We start from the raw sequence: 16,450 nt of genomic DNA on the forward strand, positions 1-16,450 counted from the left end.
CAACATGCAGGAACGTGCCTCCGGCATTCTTTTACATCCGAGTTGTTTTCCTTCACGCGGCGGCATCGGCGACTTCGGGCCCGCCGCGTACGATTTTGTAGACTTCCTCACTGAGGCCAAACAAAGCCTGTGGCAGATCCTGCCGCTTGCTCCCGTGGGATACGGCAACTCTCCTTATTCGGGGCTTTCGGCGTTCGCCGGCAATCCTTTCCTCATCAGCCTGGACAGGCTGGCGGAGCGCGGGTGGATTAGTCCGGATAAAGTCGCCTCACTGCCCGATGGCGTGAACCCGGTCGATTTCGAAGATGTACGGGCGAAGAAGTTCCCCCTCCTGCAGGAAGCAGCGCGCACATTCTTGAAGAAAGCCGATCCAGAGGCAAAGGAACGGTACGAGAAGTTCAGTTGGCTGAATGGCTGGTGGCTCGAAGACTTCGTGTTGTTCGCCGTGCTTCGGAGACGCTTCAAGGGTGTCTCGTGGAACGAGTGGCCCAAAGGTATAGCCAGTCGCGAGCCCAATGCCCTTGATGAAGTCCGCAAAGAGCTGGGTGACGAAGTCGACGTCAGCCGTGTCATTCAGTTCTTCTTCTTCGAACAGTGGCGCGCTCTGCATGAAGAATGCCGCAGCCGGGGCATTCGCGTCGTAGGCGATATTGCCATTTTTGTCAGCTATGACAGCTCCGACGTCTGGGCGCATCCGGAACTGTTTCGCCTAAAAGAAGACCTCTCTCCTGAGGTGGTGGCGGGTGTACCTCCGGACTATTTCAGCAAAACCGGCCAGCGGTGGGGGAACCCGCTCTACCGGTGGGATGAGCTCGCAGCTCGCCGGTATGAGTGGTGGATCAGGAGAATGCAGTTTGCGCTGCAAACTTGCGACATCGTCCGGATCGACCACTTTCGCGGATTTGAGTCCTATTGGGAGATCCCAGCCGAAGAAGAGACCGCGATTCGAGGGCAGTGGGTGAAGGGGCCAGGCGAGCACTTCTTCCAGGTGCTAAGGGAAGACCTGGGCGAACTGCCGCTGATTGCCGAGGACCTCGGCATGATTACGGACGAAGTGGTCGCGTTACGTGAGCGTCTCGGCATTCCCGGCATGAAGGTCCTGCAATTCGGATTCAACGATGCCGGTGCGCATATCCATCTGCCGCACCGGGTTGTGGAGAATACCGTGATTTACACGGGAACCCACGACAACGATACGAGCGTCGGTTGGTATGAGAGTTCGAGCGAAACCGCCCGTAAGGCTGCACAAGCGTATTTCGGATGTCCACAGGATGGTATGCATTGGGCAATGGTTCGAGCCGCTGAAACGTCGGTCGCGCGCCAGTGCATCATCCCTTTGCAGGATCTACTCGGGCTCGACAGCAATTCGCGGATGAACATTCCCAGTCATCCCGAAGGGAACTGGACGTGGCGCTATCAGCCGGAAGTGCTTACGACGGATCTTGCACACAAACTCGCGGAGATAACCGAGGTGACGGATAGGGTTCCGTCAGGATTTGGCGAGAAGAGCAACCGGGAAGTCGGCGAAAACTTCGCGGCATAGAAGGTGACCGTCTGAGATTTCGACAGGTTTGCCGGTCAGCACGTTTGTGAGTGTGCCAGCCTCACCGGGAACCTCAATAACACAATCGCGCCAGACGTCGCTTCCGATCGGTGGCGCGACGTTTCCTTTCATCAACGTGTAAGCGAACCGAGGTACGGCCGCAATCACCATTTGCGACTCAAGCCGACGGGCAAAGGAGATCACGTGTTCCCGCACCCCTCCGGCCGCGAAAAGCGGGGCGTAGTCACCGCGACGGAACAGGTCCCGGTTCTCCCGACGGAAACGCAGCGCCCGAAGGGTCAACCACAACTTTGCGCGGTCGCTGGTGAGGTTTGTTGCGATCTCCCGGCAAAGAGACGCGTTTTCATCCACAGAGCGGGTGTGGACTAAGTCCCCGAGGAGCTGCTGGCGGGTGTCGTAATCGACGGGCCGTCGATTATCGGGATCCACGAGGCTGAAGTCATAAAGCTCAGTGCCACGATAAATATCGGGAACGCCCGGCGAGGCGATTTTCAGAAGTACCTGGGCCAGGCTGTTGATGCATCCGAAATATTGCACCGGCCTGATAAAAGTCTCGAACTGTTGAAGAAACGGGTTGGGACGCTTCGATGTGCCGGGTGCAAGAATATGGGTGATGAAAGTTGTCAGTGAGTCCACGTATTCCGGGTTTTGACTGATCCAACTCAGGTTGACCTTGGCCTCGTGTATGGCCTTGGTCATGTACGCCTGGATGCGTTCGATGAACCCCTTCCGCGCAGACTCTGTCTGCCCTTCCAGCGGCCACGTGCCAACGAGCGTCTGGTATAGAAAGTATTCTTCGTTTGCGTCCGGCACTGAGCGCCCGTCGGAGAGCGTGCGTTTCTTGGCGCGGTTCGCGCGACGCCAGCGCGTTACCTGCGAAGACCACACCTTCGGCATTTCGGAAAGCACGTTTAGGCGTGCCCGTATGTCTTCGCTTCTCTTACTGTCGTGCGTGGACGTCCCGAGCATCGAGTACGGCCAGTCGTGCAGCCGTTCGATGTTGCTGTTATGAAACTCTTCGAGTGAGATCCCAAACTGTGCGGGAGATCCGCCAACTTCATTGGCCGAGATAAAGCGCGAATAGACGTAGCACGCTGTGTCTTCCAGTCCTTTTGCCATCACCGGGCCAGACAGTTGCTGGAACTTCAAGGCGAAGCGGAGCCGCTTGCGGTATTGGTCCGAATTGAAGTTGCCATTCTCGGATTCGAGCAGCAATACGCTTCGGAGAAAATCGAACGGAACGGGGTTGTCATTCTGGTTGCGACGCTTGGCACGAGTGATGGCTTCTGCAATGTATCCGCGATCACGGTCGCTGACCGTTCCTCGCGCATCGATATATGTGCGATAGATGGGGAAGCAGGCGATGGTCTCCCGGATAGCTTCTTTGAGCAGGGCCCGGGTTATGTCGCGTGCACGGCGGTCAGTGTTGGCGATGTCCTGCAGCAGATGGGTCAGCACGGTGAGTTCACTCGAAAGCGAAGTCTGCATGATCATCTTTTTGCTTTCATAAATCACGGTGCCGATATTGACCGGGCCGCCGATGAACCGGTGATAAAGCAGGGTGAAGAAGCGCTGGGTTCGGGAGTTGATGAAGACGTGGTTCAGCGAATTGCCGAATTCGTATCCGACCGTCCCGTCAACCGGCCAGTCCGGCGGAAGGTGTTCGCCATGTTCCAGAATCTTTTCGACCAATACGAAAAGCGGTGCTTGCTGGGCCAGCGAACGCGAACCGAAGAGTGAGACGACGTCCTCTTCAATTCCGTTCGGCGAAACGGCTCCGGAAGGCTGTGGGCCGCAGCAATGGCTAGCCGCGTAGAGCATCTGGATTTGCGTGAAGTACTGCACTGGATTGAAGAGACCGTCGGGGTGATCAAGCCGTAACCCATCGATGGATCCGTCGGCAAGCATCTGCCGTATCAACTTGTGCGTTTCGGCGAAGACAGTCGGGTTTTCCATCCGCAACCCGACGAGGTCGTTCACATCGAAGAAGCGCCGGTAGTTGATCTCTTCGGCTGATACGCGCCAGTGGGCGAGTCGGTATGCCTGCGCCTCCAGGATGCGATGCAGTGCGTCAAAACTGCGTGGATCGCCAGGTGAACCGTTCAAAGTTTGGAGCACCTTTTGGATTAAGCCACGGAACCCCTCCGAGCGCGCATAGATGCTTGCCAACTCCTGCTTCAGTTCGGGAATGCGTCGCTGCCGATCGGTAACTTCCGCAGCGTCCGTGCTTGTATGGGCAGCCAACAGCCGGAATCCGCGAAGTACCGCGACCAGTTCCGGGTATTCGGTTTCGCGCCACGTTGTGTCATCACGGAAGGATTGCAGATCGCCGACAGCGTCGAAAAGCATGGGGTACGTGGCCGGATCGATGGGGAAGTGCTTGTCGTAGTACGCGATGAAGAACGATCCAGCCTCGAAGTTCAGGCGCAGGTTGCCACTTTCGAGTTCGTCCCCATAGGCGGCGCCGAGTACCGGTAGCAGCACCTTGCCGCGAAGGTCCTGTTTTAACGGCGTCCAGTCGATATCGAAGAACTCGGCGTGCGCGGACGCCTGGCCGTTTTCGAGCACGTCCTGCCACCATGGGTTGGTGCCGTGTCCTACACCCATGTGGTTGGGAACGATGTCGAGGATCAGACCCATACCGAGCGACTTCAAATCGCGAACGAAGGCAGCAAACTCCGCCGGTGTCCCTATCTCCGGATTGATCTCATTGTGGTTGGTAATGTCGTAGCCGTGTTGGCTTCCCGCTCGCGCCCTCAATATAGGCGATGCATAACAGTGCGAGACTCCCAGCGCATGCAAATAGGGAAGGAGTCTGCGTGCATCTTCGAATGTGAATCCAGCATTGAATTGCAGACGGTAGGTGCTAACCGGCCGCTTAACGTCTTTTCCGGAGCAAAGCCCATCAAGGCAGGTCGCAAGTTGTTGATTTTCAACGATTGGGGCACCAATCGGAGCTCGCATCGAGCGATTAGATGCGCAGCGATTCTGGCGTGTGGTCTCTTACGTTCTATGCGCCGGGGCTCTCTGCAGTATCCAGACCGGCGACATGGAAATACTGCCGCATGGCTTCGCCGATCTCCTGGAGTTCGTCCTGTGAGAGCAGCTGCTGCATGGCTTCGAACAGCGAGCGCTCCTCCTTTCGGACGTGTTCACTCAAACTGGCACTGAACACCTGTAGATCTGTCACAGTGAATTGCCGTGCCCGTGCCCTTTCGACGTTGCGCCGGATTAACGTGTGCTCAATACGAAGTTCATCCACAAGCTGCTGCAGGTCCTCGTACTTGTCTGCAATTGGGAACAGGAACTTCTCCTCCGCGACGAAATGAAACCCGATCTCCCGGTCAAACGCCTGTACGATCTCCAACTCCCACGGGTGTACATCGGGAGTATCACCGGCTTGATCGAAGGCACGTCCGATGCGCACGCAGAGCGCCAGGGCGTGCTGATGCTGGTGCGAAAGGGGAACCAGGTTCTTGTCGCGACGCATCGGAGTATTATGCCTGTCTGACCGCTCTTTACGAAATTGCAGGCGGCGTTGACAATAGAATGTTTGCGCCACCGGGGTGCAGGTTTTCTGTGAGCCGGTGCAAAATTCCTTTGCTTTTCTGGAGAGACCGATGCCCGCAAGCGGCGAACTGATCCGCATGATGAATTACGTTGACGACATTACTACCACCCTTCGCCGTATCAGCGGCACCACGGCGCTGCTCACCGACGATGAACGCAAGCGCCTCGCCGATTACATGCGGCAGTCTGTTTCCCGTTACCAGGAAATCATCCAGAAAGTCGAACAACCGAAGTAATGGGGGAAGTACGGACCATCGCCGTCATGGGCGCTGGAATCATGGGGCGCGGTATTGCCCACGTTGCAGCGCTCGGCGGATTCCGGACCATCCTTGAAGACCTCATGCCGCCTGCGCTCCGGAAGGCAGAGGCGGAGATCCGTGCCAACCTCGACAAAGCGGTCGAACTCGGCAAGGTTGCTGCTGGCGACGCCGCTGCGGCTATGAACCGTCTCGAGTTCGTCAGTGAAGTTCCCGCGGCTGCACGTGAGGCGGACCTCGTCATTGAAGCAGTGCCCGAGCAAATGGCTGCGAAAATCGAGCTATTCACGCAGCTCGACAAGCTCTGCCGGCCCGACACCATCCTGGCGTCGAACACGTCTTCGCTCAGCATCACGGAAATCGCGGCTGTTACGCAGCGAGCGCCGAAATGCGTCGGCATGCATTTCTTCAATCCGGTACATAAAATGAAGTTGGTGGAGATCGTCCAAGCGCTCGAAACCGACCGCGAAACCATCGCCACCGTTGTTGAAGTCGGCGGTCGCATGAACAAGGAAACCGTGGTGATTAAGGAGTCGCCCGGTTTCATCACCAGTCGCATCAACGCGATGATCGGCAACGAGGCCTTTTACATGCTGCAAGAGGGGATCGCTTCGGCGTCCGACATCGACAAGGCACTGAAACTCGGGCTCAACCACCCTATGGGTCCGTTTGAACTCGTTGATCTCGTCGGCCTTGATACCCGCCTCAGCATCCTGGAGTACCTGCACAAAACGCTCGGTGAGAAATATCGTCCTTGTCCGCTGCTTGCGCAGTACGTGAAGGCCGGACGCCTGGGACGCAAGTCCGGGCGTGGCGTGTTCGAGTATCCAGCGACGAAATAACCAGCGAATCCGATCCATAACATGATCGCAGCCCTGTAATTAATGCAGCCGTCTAGCAGCGAATTAGAATAGACCGTGTCCGAGCCGAGCCCGCAACTGAAACGAGTACTCGACCTTCTCGCCAGGTTTGAACACCCTCTGGTGGATTTCAGCGCGCACCAGCATGGCGACGCCGTGCAGGTCGTCATGAACTTCAAAAACATCACTGTCCCTGTTCACACCTACTATCTTGAAATTCATCCTCGCGACCTCGAGCATCCTCAATTCGCCTGGACTTTTGAGCGCCAGATTTACGACGGGCTGCACGATTACCTGATCGAAATGTTCACGCACGCGCCGCACACGAAGGACTGACCAATGACGCTGCGCGAATACATCGAAAACGAAATCCGCCAGTCGGGCCCAATCCCATTTTCCCGTTTTATGCAGTTATGCCTCTATGGCGAAACCGCGTCGCCACCCGGCTATTACAGCGGCCAGCGAGAACAGTTTGGAAAGTCCGGCGACTTCTACACTTCGAGCGACGTCCACGCCGTTTACGGACGCCTGCTCGCCCGCCAATTTGAGCAGATGTGGCGCGTACTCGAGAAACCAACGGAGATTGCCGTCATCGAGCTTGGACCGGGGCGTGGGTTTTTTGCGCAAGATGTCCTTGCGTGGGTACGCAAAAAGTATCCGGACTTTGCCGCCGCCCTGAGCTATCGGATGGTCGAAACTTCGGGAGCGCTACGCTTCCGGCTCGGGGAGCGATTCGGCGAAGACCCAAAGGTGTCCATCCACTCGGGTATTGAAGAAGCTTTCGACGCTTCGCCCGAACACGTCATCGTTTTCGCGAATGAGTTTTTCGACGCGCTGCCCACGGAAGTCCTCGATCATCGCGGCGAACTGCGGATTGGGATGGACAACGGCAAGTTCGTGGAACGGTTTGTCAGTCCCACGGAGCCCGTCAAGAACTTCGTTACGAAGTACGGGGTTGCTCCCGAACCGGGAGAGCGTGTTGACGCACCTCTGGTGGCCCAACGATATGCATCTGACATCGCGTCGATGATGCAAGCAAGGCGAGGCTTCGGCGTCTTCGTCGACTACGGATACGTGCAGTCGGAAATGCTTGCGGGACGCCATCTGGGTACGGTCACGTCGTTTCGCCAACATACGATCAGCGACTCACCATACGAGGCACCCGGCGAGCAGGACATCACCGTTCATGTTAACTTCACGGCCATAGCGGACGCCTTTCGGTCGCGCAAAGTTGAACCGCTCGCATGGGTGACGCAAGCGCAGTTCCTTATGGGAGTCGGGGAGGAAAGTCAGTTCGCCGAGGCTTTCGAGGAGTGCAAACTCCCGCAGGAGCAAACAAAGCGTGCGCTTCAGTTGAAGCATCTGATTGCCCCGGAGGGCATGGGCGAATCATTCCACGTGCTGGTTGTTGCGGCGAATCTGGACAAAGAAAAAGCCGCACGGCTTGATGGTCTCAAGTTCGTGCGGCCCAGTAACCAGATCTGAATCAATCGCCGCTGCTGTTGCTCCGCGATGGCTCGTACGGCGCTTGCAGATACTTTCGCGCCTCAGCCTGCGCTCCTTGCGTATCGTCGTTCGTCTGCAACGCCTGGCGATACTCATTGGTGGCGCGCTCGCGCTGCCCAGTCAGGTCGAAAATCTTCCCGAGCTGAATGTGGCTCCACACTTCGGTCCAGCGCGGTTCACCATCGCCATTCAGGGATTCGCGATACGCATTCGCCGAAGCCTGATAATTCCGCTGAAGGAAGAACACTTCCGCAATGCGATAGTGAGCCAGGGAACTGTTCTGGTTCACTTCCAATGCCTTCTGGAACTGTTCCAGCGCCTGTGCCAGATCGCCCTGCTGCACAAGGCCTTGTCCACGCAGAATCGACGCGCGCAACTTCAGCTCCGGAGAGTTCTTCAGCACTCGGTTGGCAGGATCGATTTCGATCTTCCGTGGGCGTCCAAACGTTTCGACGGTGAACGCTGAGTTTGTTCCCGCTACTTCAATCCGTTTGTCCTCGCTTTGTCCATCGGTATCCACCTTGATCTCGACGGGCATACGGAACAGATCGAGGTCCTGCTTGATTTCGCCTACGATGCGGAAACCCTTGCATTTCGTCGGATCGGTGCATGTGGGGCCGCCCAGACGGTAGATCGTGTACTTGCTCTGGAATTCCGGAGCCCCGGTCGAATCCAGCCATTGGGTGAAGAACCACGTTAGCTTGTCGCCGTAGTTTTGCTCCGCCAGATTCTGGAAATCCTGAACCCGCACGGATTTTCCCGCGAACTGCTGCGCGAACGCAGACATCGTTTTGTGAAATGCGTCGTCGCCCATCACCCAGCGCAGCATGTTCAGGATGATTGCGCCCTTGTCAGTTGCTAGTGACTGGAACTCCGGAGAAAAGGGATCGAGCCGTCCGATACCGGAGAGCGGCACGTTGTCATAAGCCAGCGCGCCCACTTGCATGTCCTTCGTCACTTCTTCATACGCAGCGGGTCCGGCCGCGTTCTCCACGTAGCGGGCCTCAGCAAATCGCGCGAAGCCATCGCTCATCCACCAGTCGGCTCTCGTTGCGGGACTTACGGAGGATCCCCACCACTGATGGGCAATCGCATTTGCCAGCAGGCGATAGTTGGTTTTGCCTGACATGGCACGGGATGAAAGACCAACCATCTCCGTGGACCACATCGAGGGAACCGTATCGTCCGGCAGTTGGACCAATTTCAGATTCGTTGAAAGCGGCTGCCCCCACTCACCTGAGAAGTACAGAAATTCCTTCGCTGCGGTGTCCACGTACTCGCCAATTACCTCGCGCTTGTCGGGACGATAATACGCGGTAATATTGACGCCGCCAGTATTGCTTTTGCTCTCCTGGAAGATGCCAGCCACGATGGTTCCGGGGAACGCCGGGCGATCTTTCCATGTGAACGTGTAGGTTTTCGCGTTTGGATTCACGGTGCGCGCAGGCGCTGCCGGCTTCGCTTTGGGAGCAGGAGCACGCTTTCCGCGCTTCAGCACAGGCGCAGCCTTGGTTTGGTCTTCGGCAGGCGCCTCATCCACAACAACTCCGCCGACCTTGTCCGTTGCCAAACCGCTGCCAATCACCGTCCAGTTGGAAGGCACCGTGATATTCATTGTCGCGGTGAACCGGTTGATTCCATATCCCACGACGGGGAACCAGCGTCCCGCGTAAAGCAGGTAAGCTTCCTCATCGCCAATGGAGGCCAGTTTCAACCCGGGCACGGGACTGTCGTCAGGCGAGTCCAGGCGACCTTCATAACTGATCGTGAGGGTGGTACTGGCTCCTTTCGCTAAACCAGCGGGCAGCGGTATGCGAATGGTCGAGTCCTGGGTGATCCGTTCAGCCGTCAGGGTTTTGCCGTCGGCGTCGACGATCTTAGTCGGACGCAACCCGTTGTGTAACTCGAAGGTTGCGACGCTGATGTCGTCGAGGGCCGTGAAGTTCACCTTGGCCTTCGCAACTAACTTGCGCGCGCGTGGCGCGATCTCCGCGTCGATGACGTAATCGTTCACCTGAATTCGCGGATTTTGCGCGTACACGCCGGTGGCGAGTAACAGCAAAAAGAAGAAGGAAAAAGCACGCCGCAGGGGACGTCGTGCGAATTGCATGGATGTTTCTCCCGCTAAGTAGCCGCTCAATTGGATTCCCACTGGCGCACAAAAGATGTGCATTCAATAGCTTACACCCGCGGCTGGACCGAAAGTCGCGGTTTCCCTTCATGCTCGAGGGTTCGCAAAACTGCGTTGGCCGCGCGGTCTGCGGCGGTACCTTCGCCCGGGGAGTGTAGCTGGGCTTGCACACTTTTGAGGGCGGAGATCATATCTGAGCGCAACTGTCCGTTGGTCATCAATTCCCGTACTTTCGCGGCAACCCGTTGCGGCACAAAGCCCTGCTGGACGAATTCGGGGACGATCTCGCGTCTCGCGATCAGGTTCACCATCGCAAAATGAGAGAGTTTTACCAACCGCCGTCCCAGCAGGTAGGTGAGCGGGGTGACACGATAAATCATTACGAGCGGAGTGCCAATCAGTGCTGCCTCAACGGTCGCCGTCCCGCTGGCCACAATTCCCACCCTCGAGTGCAACAGGGCTGCCCGCGCGTCCCGTACGAGGGTGACCGGAGCATTGCTCGGAATCAGGCTCCTCAGCCATTCGGGATCGAGCGAACTCGCCACCGGAAGGATGAACTGGGTGCCGTCATTATCCAACAGCCGGACTGTATCCAGGAGTCCCGGCAGATTGAGGCTTACTTCCTTCCTCCGGCTGCCCGGAAGCACGGCGATCCAGATCTTCTCCAGGCTTAGATTGTTCTCAGCGGCGAAAGTTTCGCGCGTGATGTTGGGCGGCGGCTCGTCGGCCAGCGGATGCCCCACATACTCTGCCTGCACCCCATGCTCCCGATAAAACTCTTCCTCGAAGGGGAAGATGACCAGCATCTTGCTCACATACTTCTGGACCTGGCGGATGCGCCCCTTTCTCCACGCCCAAAGTTGTGGGGAAACGTAGTAAATGACGGGGATATTCAGCCGGTGTAGTTCACGCGCCAGCCGCAGGTTGAAATCGGGGAAATCGATCAGGATGGCCGCGTCAGGCTTACGCCGTTCAGCTTCTGAGACTAGTTTCTTGAACTCCCGGCGGATCATGGGGAGGTGCTTTACCACCTCGGCCAGACCAACCACAGAGATGTCGTGCGCGTCGACGACGGTTTCAAAACCCGTATCGCGCATCTTCTGTCCGCCGACACCAAAGAACTGGCTTTGGGGCACACGCCGGCGCAAAGCCTGCATGATGCCCGCGCCATAAAGTTCTCCGGAAGCTTCTCCTGCCGATATAAGGAAGCGCATGAGCTGCATAGAGCATGACGCATCAGTGCGTCACGCTCAAGCAGCAAACAGGATACTAGCGAGGACTGCGATGCGATGCCGCCGCGATCAGTGGGTGCAATGCCGTCGCGGAAATCCCAATGGTGCCGCCGTTGAACCCGTCAATATAGGCCGAGTTTACGGCGATTACTTCGCCTCGGGAGTTGAAGACCGGGCCGCCGCTGCCGCCCTGCGCAGTGGGCGCATCGTAGATCATTTTTTCGTCCACGATGTCGCCGAGATGACCACAGGTGGCGGACGGCCGAATCAGGGCATGTGCCGCCAGTTCGTTTGCCACCACACCGGTGTCTTTCGTCGAGGCCAAACGCTTGTACAGATTGGACGGCGTTTTGGCCAGCATGGCCGAGACGCCCAGTGGATACCCAATCACGATCACCGGATCGCCGGGTTGACTCAACTCTGCGGCGATCGGTAGCGGTTGGATCGAAGAGGGAAGTGGACCTTCGATCAGCTTCGCTACGGCGAGATCCTGGTCCATCGAAACGCGGATGTTTCCGAGCTTCACCGGATCCATCATGCCGGGAAAGAAGGCCACCAGCTTTTCCAGCTTCGGTTTAGCTCCGGCCTTAATCTGGTCCTGATCGTCGTCGTCCTCGAACCACGGTTCGACTACGTGGCGATTGGTGGCGATCAAATCATCGGCGACGAGGAAGCCGGTTCCGGACACGCGAGTGTGGCGCTCAAGCCGGCGCTCGATCGATCTTGAGGGCCACTCCATGGTGTAAACGGCGTAGATGTAGCAGATGGCGTTCCGATGCCGCTTGAGCACCGTGGCTGGCATCTCCTGCTCGCTACGGAGTTGGGACAGCTGCGCATTCAGTTGCGACACGGCGCCATTCAATTCCATCGTGGTAACGCGCGACGGATAGATCTGCACGATCAGGAGAGCGACAAAGATCCATGGCACAACCTGCCATGCAATTCGAAGGGTACGCACCGGAAACCTCAGTGCTGTTGAACACAGCACCTGTGTAGTTTTGTTTCGTCAGGGGCTCTGAAAGATGTCTGAAAGCCAGCAACAGAAGTGCTGAATATTTCTGCATCACTGGGCAACAAAAAAGCGGAGCCGCAGCTCCGCTTTGCAATACGTGAGTTCTATTTTTTGGCTGCGGCTTTCTTGCCGGTCGTCATCTGGTGAGCCACGATGTGATCCTTGATCTTGTCGTAGGTCGCCTGCGGAACGATCTTCTTTTGCACCAGTTCGTTCTTTGCCTTGTAAGGACGACCGGCGATGATCTTGGCGGCGTACGCATCGCCTATCGCGGGCAGGGCCTTCAGTTGATCTTCGGTTGCGGTATTGATGTCGAGTTTTTCGCCCGCCGGTGCCGTTTTCGCGGCCGTTGCAGCGGGGGCAGCCTTCTCTTGTGCCTTGGGACTGGCTTTCGATGCCTGCGCAACAACACCCGTAACCAACGCAAGCACCACGGCTAACAGGATTGTGAGTTTGACGAACTTCTTCATTGGACTCTCCTTACCAATTCGAAGTGCGCCAAATTCTACTCGCCGGCGAAAGTCTGCGCCAGAGGGTTAGCGGGGTAACACGAAGCTCAGCTTAACCGTACGCTCCATTTCCGCCGGTACGCCATTGATCTTCAACGGAACGTATTTCCAACGCTTAACGGCGTCCACGGCGGCTGAAGCGAGTAGAGAGTGTCCGCTCACCACTTTGACGTTGTCGACGGTTCCGTCTTTCGTGACGCGGAACTGCAGTTCGACTTCGCCTTGCAATCGCATCATTTTGGCCGTCGGCGGATAAAAGGGCTGGGCGGACTTCTCGAGCGTTCCGCCAGTCATAACCTTCTGCGGAGGCGCCTGCAGTTTCGGGACGGCTGCAACGGCGGGCAGCGGCACTGCCGGAACGTTGGGAGCTATCCGCAACTGCGTTGCGCCCGGGACGACGATGTTGTCGTCAATTGTCTGCTTAGGGACTGACTTTCTGGCTGACAGCACGATCGCGGCAGGCTGCGGAGCAGCAGGCTTGACCACGTCGTGCACGACAGGAGTTGGCGTCTCGACAACATGCTTTGTTATAGCGGGTGTAGAAGCGGCGGGCTGAACGACGGCGGGTGTTGGAGCCGTCACAGGAGCCACGTGTTCGGTGGTTTGAACCGACGGCGTCGGCGCAGCCTCGTGTGGCGTAACTGCTGGGCTGACGACGCTTGCCGCTGCAACTGGCACGGCGTTCTTCTGCTGACGCATGAACCAGAACGATCCGACGGCACCAACCACGACCATAAACGTTACGGCGACAATCCAAGTCCGGGACGACGAAGACGGCGTGTAGCTGGTCTCTACTGGAGCTGTGGGCTTGGCAGGAGGATCGAAACCCTCGTCGGGGCCGAGTTCCAGTACGAAGTTCGCCTTGGGCCGCGGTGCCGGAATGTCCGGAGTTCTGACCATCGGCTTTGGCGCAACCGGCGCGGCGAGAGGTGCGATCACGGTCCGTTGATGTACTGCCGGCACAGGCGTTGTGGGTCTTGGCGTTGGCGCGAGTGGCTTCATCGTGGGCAGCGGCTGCGGAGCGGTCTTCATCGGTTCCGCGATGGGGACGACGATACTGTTCGTGCTTGCGGCCGGCGATGCAGCGGCAGATGCCGTGACAACGGCAATGTTGTCCGGCAGCTTCGGCAACGAGGCGGGTGTATGCGACGCTGGCGGCGCTGCGCTCGCGGCCTTTTCAGCCTGCTGGAACTGCGCGATGCTCGGTTTTCTCCGGGCGGGAATCATGCCATGAGCCACGAAGATTACCGCGTCGCCGAGCGACTGGAGGTCTTCCATGCACTTTGCGCCGAACGCATAGGGCTTGGTGGAATAGGCTTCCAACACGCCGCGGACTTCGCCGTTGACGATGAGTGGCAGAACTACGGCCGAGCCAATCTTTACTTCCTTGTGAATGCGCGGATCGTTTTCCGCGTTCTGGCAGTGAACGATGCGACGTGTGCGAATGCATTCGCCGGTTAGACCTGCGCTCGGCGGAATCACAGTTCCGATTGCGGGTGCTGCGCCCGCGCTGGCCATGCAAGCCATGTTCAGGGGCGTTCCGAGCGCGATGGCGACGCCGCTTGCGGCGGTCAATTCCTTTGTGCGGCGCGCGACCAGGCTCAGCGCGTCGGCGTTATTCAATTTTTCATTCTTGATCTGGTTGGTGATGCGGGCGAATTCGCCTTCCGGCGGCGTGAGCAAATCCGTCTTGGCGGCCTTCTCGAGTTCAATGAGCCATTCGGCGAGGATCTTCTGGTCAGATTCGTTCAGGTTTACGAACCGCATTCCCGTGGAGCCGCTACCGTTGGACCACACCACGATGCCGTTGCAGCGCAGTGGCTCCATCTTTTCCGGCACATAGATGCGCACGGGGATTTCAGCGCCGCGACGGAGCGGTGCGAGGGACCGCACGCGCATGCCACCTGCGCTGATGTCGAGAAGATTTCCTGCGCCTGCCGGGCCGAGGTCGACGCGAACCGGTTTCGACGATGTGATCGGCCAGCGAGGCCATTGTTGCTTCGGCCGCGATACTGCATCAGTTGCCACGGGTAACCTCGCTCTTGAAAGCTCACTCGAGCTGCGTTACCTACACGAGCACCTGGGGAGGTAAGGACAATGTAGCGAACATTCATGTCTGGGCGGGAGCGATTTATGACCGTGGAGTGCACGTTGGGACAGGTAACCACACGTACCGGGATGACGGCGAGTGTATGCCCTTTCGTGTTGCCGCTACTTGATCACGAGGTCCGCATATTCCGGATGCTTCTTGATGTAAGCGGCCACGGAGTCGCAGACCACATCGACGCGAAGGCTGTTTTCGCGGGCGTAGTCGAGGGCACCCTGAGCGAGCTTTGCGGCCAGTCCTTTCCCACGAAGTTCGGGCGGGATCTCGGTGTGGTTGAGTTCCAGTACGTTGCCATGGAGGCTGTACTTTAACCAGCCAACGTGACCGTCCTGCTCCAGTTCGAAGCGTCCTTCGGTCACTTGCTCCGTGGCGGATTTCTTTCTTCCAAACAACATAGATCCTTAGACTCGGCGGGCTCTCTTCGGTCGCAAGTTTGAACCAAGTTGTTAGTGCTTAGTCGTTAGTGTTTGGTCGTGGAGTGTGTTTGGTGCTCCGCCTACCCCACCCGAAACCACAAGCTGTTGTATCTGGCCGAATTGCACTGCAGGGGTACCCCCCACCCCCTCCCCAGTTAGAAAACAAACGACTTGCAAGACGGACTATGAAAACAAATCACTTATAAGTTGATGATTCTACAGCCAGTTAGGCTACAGATTTGATAACAAAGAACTTAGCTTGCGGGCACAAGATGTTGTGTTCTCCTCAACCGGCTTTTAGCTCTTAGCTTTTAGCTCTTAGTCCCCGAAAGCGAAGACTGGTCGGGCGTCTTCGCCACAGTCCAAAGCAACTGCAGCGGACGGGAGTGTCCGCCCCACACACAATTTCACTACCCACATTTTCAGAATAGCAATTTGGGTGGGGGCATCATGCCAAGGTTCGGAAATTTATTTTGCGAATGTTTTCAAGACTATGCGGGGAAAAGGGCGCGGTGACCCCCTTGACATCTCTAACTCTTGCGACGTTGGCCGACGTCAAGACAAGCTTTCCAAAAATAGACATGGGACGAGGGCAGTGTACTGGGTTTGAGCGGCCACCCTGCCATGCAGCAGCTTGCATCTCAACCGCGGGTGAAAACCATGATCCGCACCATCTTTTCCGACACACTGCGACAGCGTGTTGTGCTGTTGTTCGTCGTCATGCTCGTGATGGCTGGAACCGCGTCGGCCCAGTTATGGGTTGCGTCCACAGGGACGGTGGATGAAGGCAGCCTCGGTACGTTCTTCTTTACCAGCGGAATCGCGACAGTGAGGCCGACGGTCGCGAGCGGTTTCGCAATCATTCGTTATAACGTGCTGCCGGTTGGGACATTGGTGCAGCCGGTCACTGACCCGTGCTGTGAAAGCCGCGCCTTAATGGTGCGCTACCAGGACGACGGACCCAATGCGCGGGTGATTGTTACCCTTAAGCGTTATAACGTGCACACCGGGCAGGTTACGACACTGCTTACTTTCGACAGCAACCAGCATCCTCAGCAAAGCGGATTTCAGGAACCAGTCCCGACTATTTCCGACGGCAGCTTCTTCAACTTCAATTTTGCCGAGGGCCCAACAGAAGGAACACAGGACCTTGGAGGCGACAGCGCGTATTACATCGAAGCACAGTTGATCCGGTCGGCACCGGGAGGCAATCCGGCGCTAGCATCAGTGAGACTTGTGACGGTGAAGGCGCCTTGATGCGGATTGTGACGAGCACTTTCTGCAAT

14 protein-coding genes are annotated in these 16,450 nt (G+C 57.4%); 6 read left to right on the top strand and 8 right to left on the bottom strand.

Features of this window, described 5'->3' with window-relative positions; genetic code table 11:
- Positions 1–4: 4 nt before the first annotated feature.
- Positions 5–1,543, top strand: coding sequence for a 4-alpha-glucanotransferase (gene malQ, locus VN577_22255; GenBank protein HWR17568.1), 1,539 nt, complete (start codon positions 5–7; stop codon positions 1,541–1,543).
- On the opposite strand, the gene treY is transcribed toward malQ, so the two are convergent.
- Entirely contained in the window at positions 1,490–4,528 is a 3,039-nt protein-coding gene (treY, locus tag VN577_22260; GenBank protein HWR17569.1) for a malto-oligosyltrehalose synthase, read from the bottom strand. The two genes, malQ and treY, sit on opposite strands and share 54 nt — an antisense overlap.
- Before the next feature lie 46 nt (positions 4,529–4,574).
- The gene (locus VN577_22265) at positions 4,575–5,054 is read right to left on the bottom strand and encodes a hemerythrin domain-containing protein (GenBank protein ID HWR17570.1); all 480 of its coding nucleotides are present in this window, start codon (positions 5,052–5,054) and stop codon (positions 4,575–4,577) included.
- Positions 5,055–5,184: 130 nt separating this feature from the next.
- Here VN577_22265 and VN577_22270 point away from each other — a divergent pair, with 130 nt between their 5' ends.
- From VN577_22270 to VN577_22285, 4 genes are all read left to right on the top strand, one after another.
- The gene (locus VN577_22270) at positions 5,185–5,370 is read left to right on the top strand and encodes a hypothetical protein (GenBank protein ID HWR17571.1); all 186 of its coding nucleotides are present in this window, start codon (positions 5,185–5,187) and stop codon (positions 5,368–5,370) included.
- On the top strand, positions 5,370–6,233 hold the full coding sequence (locus tag VN577_22275; GenBank protein ID HWR17572.1) for a 3-hydroxyacyl-CoA dehydrogenase NAD-binding domain-containing protein: 864 nt from the start codon (positions 5,370–5,372) through the stop codon (positions 6,231–6,233). The genes VN577_22270 and VN577_22275 overlap by 1 nt, the downstream gene beginning before the upstream one ends.
- 75 nt (positions 6,234–6,308) lie before the next feature.
- Positions 6,309–6,587, top strand: coding sequence for a hypothetical protein (locus VN577_22280; protein ID HWR17573.1), 279 nt, complete (start codon positions 6,309–6,311; stop codon positions 6,585–6,587).
- 3 nt (positions 6,588–6,590) lie between these two features.
- Positions 6,591–7,736: an SAM-dependent methyltransferase gene (locus VN577_22285; GenBank protein ID HWR17574.1), complete on the top strand. Its 1,146-nt coding sequence runs from the start codon at positions 6,591–6,593 to the stop codon at positions 7,734–7,736.
- A 1-nt stretch (position 7,737) separates the two neighbouring features.
- Here the strand turns inward: VN577_22285 and VN577_22290 are convergent, their stop codons facing one another.
- The 6 genes from VN577_22290 to VN577_22315 form a co-directional block, all read right to left on the bottom strand.
- The gene (locus VN577_22290; GenBank protein ID HWR17575.1) at positions 7,738–9,867 is read right to left on the bottom strand and encodes a M1 family aminopeptidase; all 2,130 of its coding nucleotides are present in this window, start codon (positions 9,865–9,867) and stop codon (positions 7,738–7,740) included.
- A 71-nt stretch (positions 9,868–9,938) separates the two neighbouring features.
- Complete coding sequence (gene lpxB / locus VN577_22295; GenBank protein ID HWR17576.1) at positions 9,939–11,111, bottom strand: lipid-A-disaccharide synthase; 1,173 nt, start codon at positions 11,109–11,111, stop codon at positions 9,939–9,941.
- A 46-nt stretch (positions 11,112–11,157) separates the two neighbouring features.
- Complete coding sequence (locus VN577_22300) at positions 11,158–12,078, bottom strand: serine protease (GenBank protein HWR17577.1); 921 nt, start codon at positions 12,076–12,078, stop codon at positions 11,158–11,160.
- A gap of 158 nt (positions 12,079–12,236) precedes the next feature.
- Positions 12,237–12,602, bottom strand: a complete 366-nt coding sequence (locus VN577_22305) for a helix-hairpin-helix domain-containing protein (protein ID HWR17578.1) — start codon at positions 12,600–12,602, stop codon at positions 12,237–12,239.
- Positions 12,603–12,668: 66 nt separating this feature from the next.
- On the bottom strand, positions 12,669–14,669 hold the full coding sequence (locus VN577_22310; protein HWR17579.1) for a TonB family protein: 2,001 nt from the start codon (positions 14,667–14,669) through the stop codon (positions 12,669–12,671).
- 183 nt (positions 14,670–14,852) lie between these two features.
- Positions 14,853–15,143 carry a GNAT family N-acetyltransferase gene (locus VN577_22315; protein HWR17580.1) on the bottom strand — a complete coding sequence of 97 codons (291 nt, stop codon included), beginning with the start codon at positions 15,141–15,143 and terminating at the stop codon, positions 14,853–14,855.
- A 681-nt stretch (positions 15,144–15,824) separates the two neighbouring features.
- On the opposite strand from VN577_22315, the gene VN577_22320 reads away from it, so the two are divergent.
- Entirely contained in the window at positions 15,825–16,421 is a 597-nt protein-coding gene (locus tag VN577_22320) for a hypothetical protein (GenBank protein HWR17581.1), read from the top strand.
- The last annotated feature ends 29 nt before the right edge of the window (positions 16,422–16,450 follow it).

Source organism: Terriglobales bacterium (genome assembly GCA_035561515.1).
Classification (GTDB): domain Bacteria; phylum Acidobacteriota; class Terriglobia; order Terriglobales; family Acidobacteriaceae; genus DATMXP01.

Excerpts from the sequence above, each read along its gene's own strand:
- malQ (HWR17568.1), top strand. The coding sequence starts at position 5 with ATGCAGGAACGTGCCTCCGGCATTCTTTTACATCCGAGTTGTTTTCCT.
- treY (HWR17569.1), bottom strand. The coding sequence starts at position 4,528 with ATGCGAGCTCCGATTGGTGCCCCAATCGTTGAAAATCAACAACTTGCG.
- VN577_22265 (HWR17570.1), bottom strand. The coding sequence starts at position 5,054 with ATGCGTCGCGACAAGAACCTGGTTCCCCTTTCGCACCAGCATCAGCAC.
- VN577_22270 (HWR17571.1), top strand. The coding sequence starts at position 5,185 with ATGCCCGCAAGCGGCGAACTGATCCGCATGATGAATTACGTTGACGAC.
- VN577_22275 (HWR17572.1), top strand. The coding sequence starts at position 5,370 with ATGGGGGAAGTACGGACCATCGCCGTCATGGGCGCTGGAATCATGGGG.
- VN577_22285 (HWR17574.1), top strand. The coding sequence starts at position 6,591 with ATGACGCTGCGCGAATACATCGAAAACGAAATCCGCCAGTCGGGCCCA.
- VN577_22290 (HWR17575.1), bottom strand. The coding sequence starts at position 9,867 with ATGCAATTCGCACGACGTCCCCTGCGGCGTGCTTTTTCCTTCTTCTTT.
- lpxB (HWR17576.1), bottom strand. The coding sequence starts at position 11,111 with ATGCAGCTCATGCGCTTCCTTATATCGGCAGGAGAAGCTTCCGGAGAA.
- VN577_22305 (HWR17578.1), bottom strand. The coding sequence starts at position 12,602 with ATGAAGAAGTTCGTCAAACTCACAATCCTGTTAGCCGTGGTGCTTGCG.
- VN577_22315 (HWR17580.1), bottom strand. The coding sequence starts at position 15,143 with ATGTTGTTTGGAAGAAAGAAATCCGCCACGGAGCAAGTGACCGAAGGA.
- VN577_22320 (HWR17581.1), top strand. The coding sequence starts at position 15,825 with ATGATCCGCACCATCTTTTCCGACACACTGCGACAGCGTGTTGTGCTG.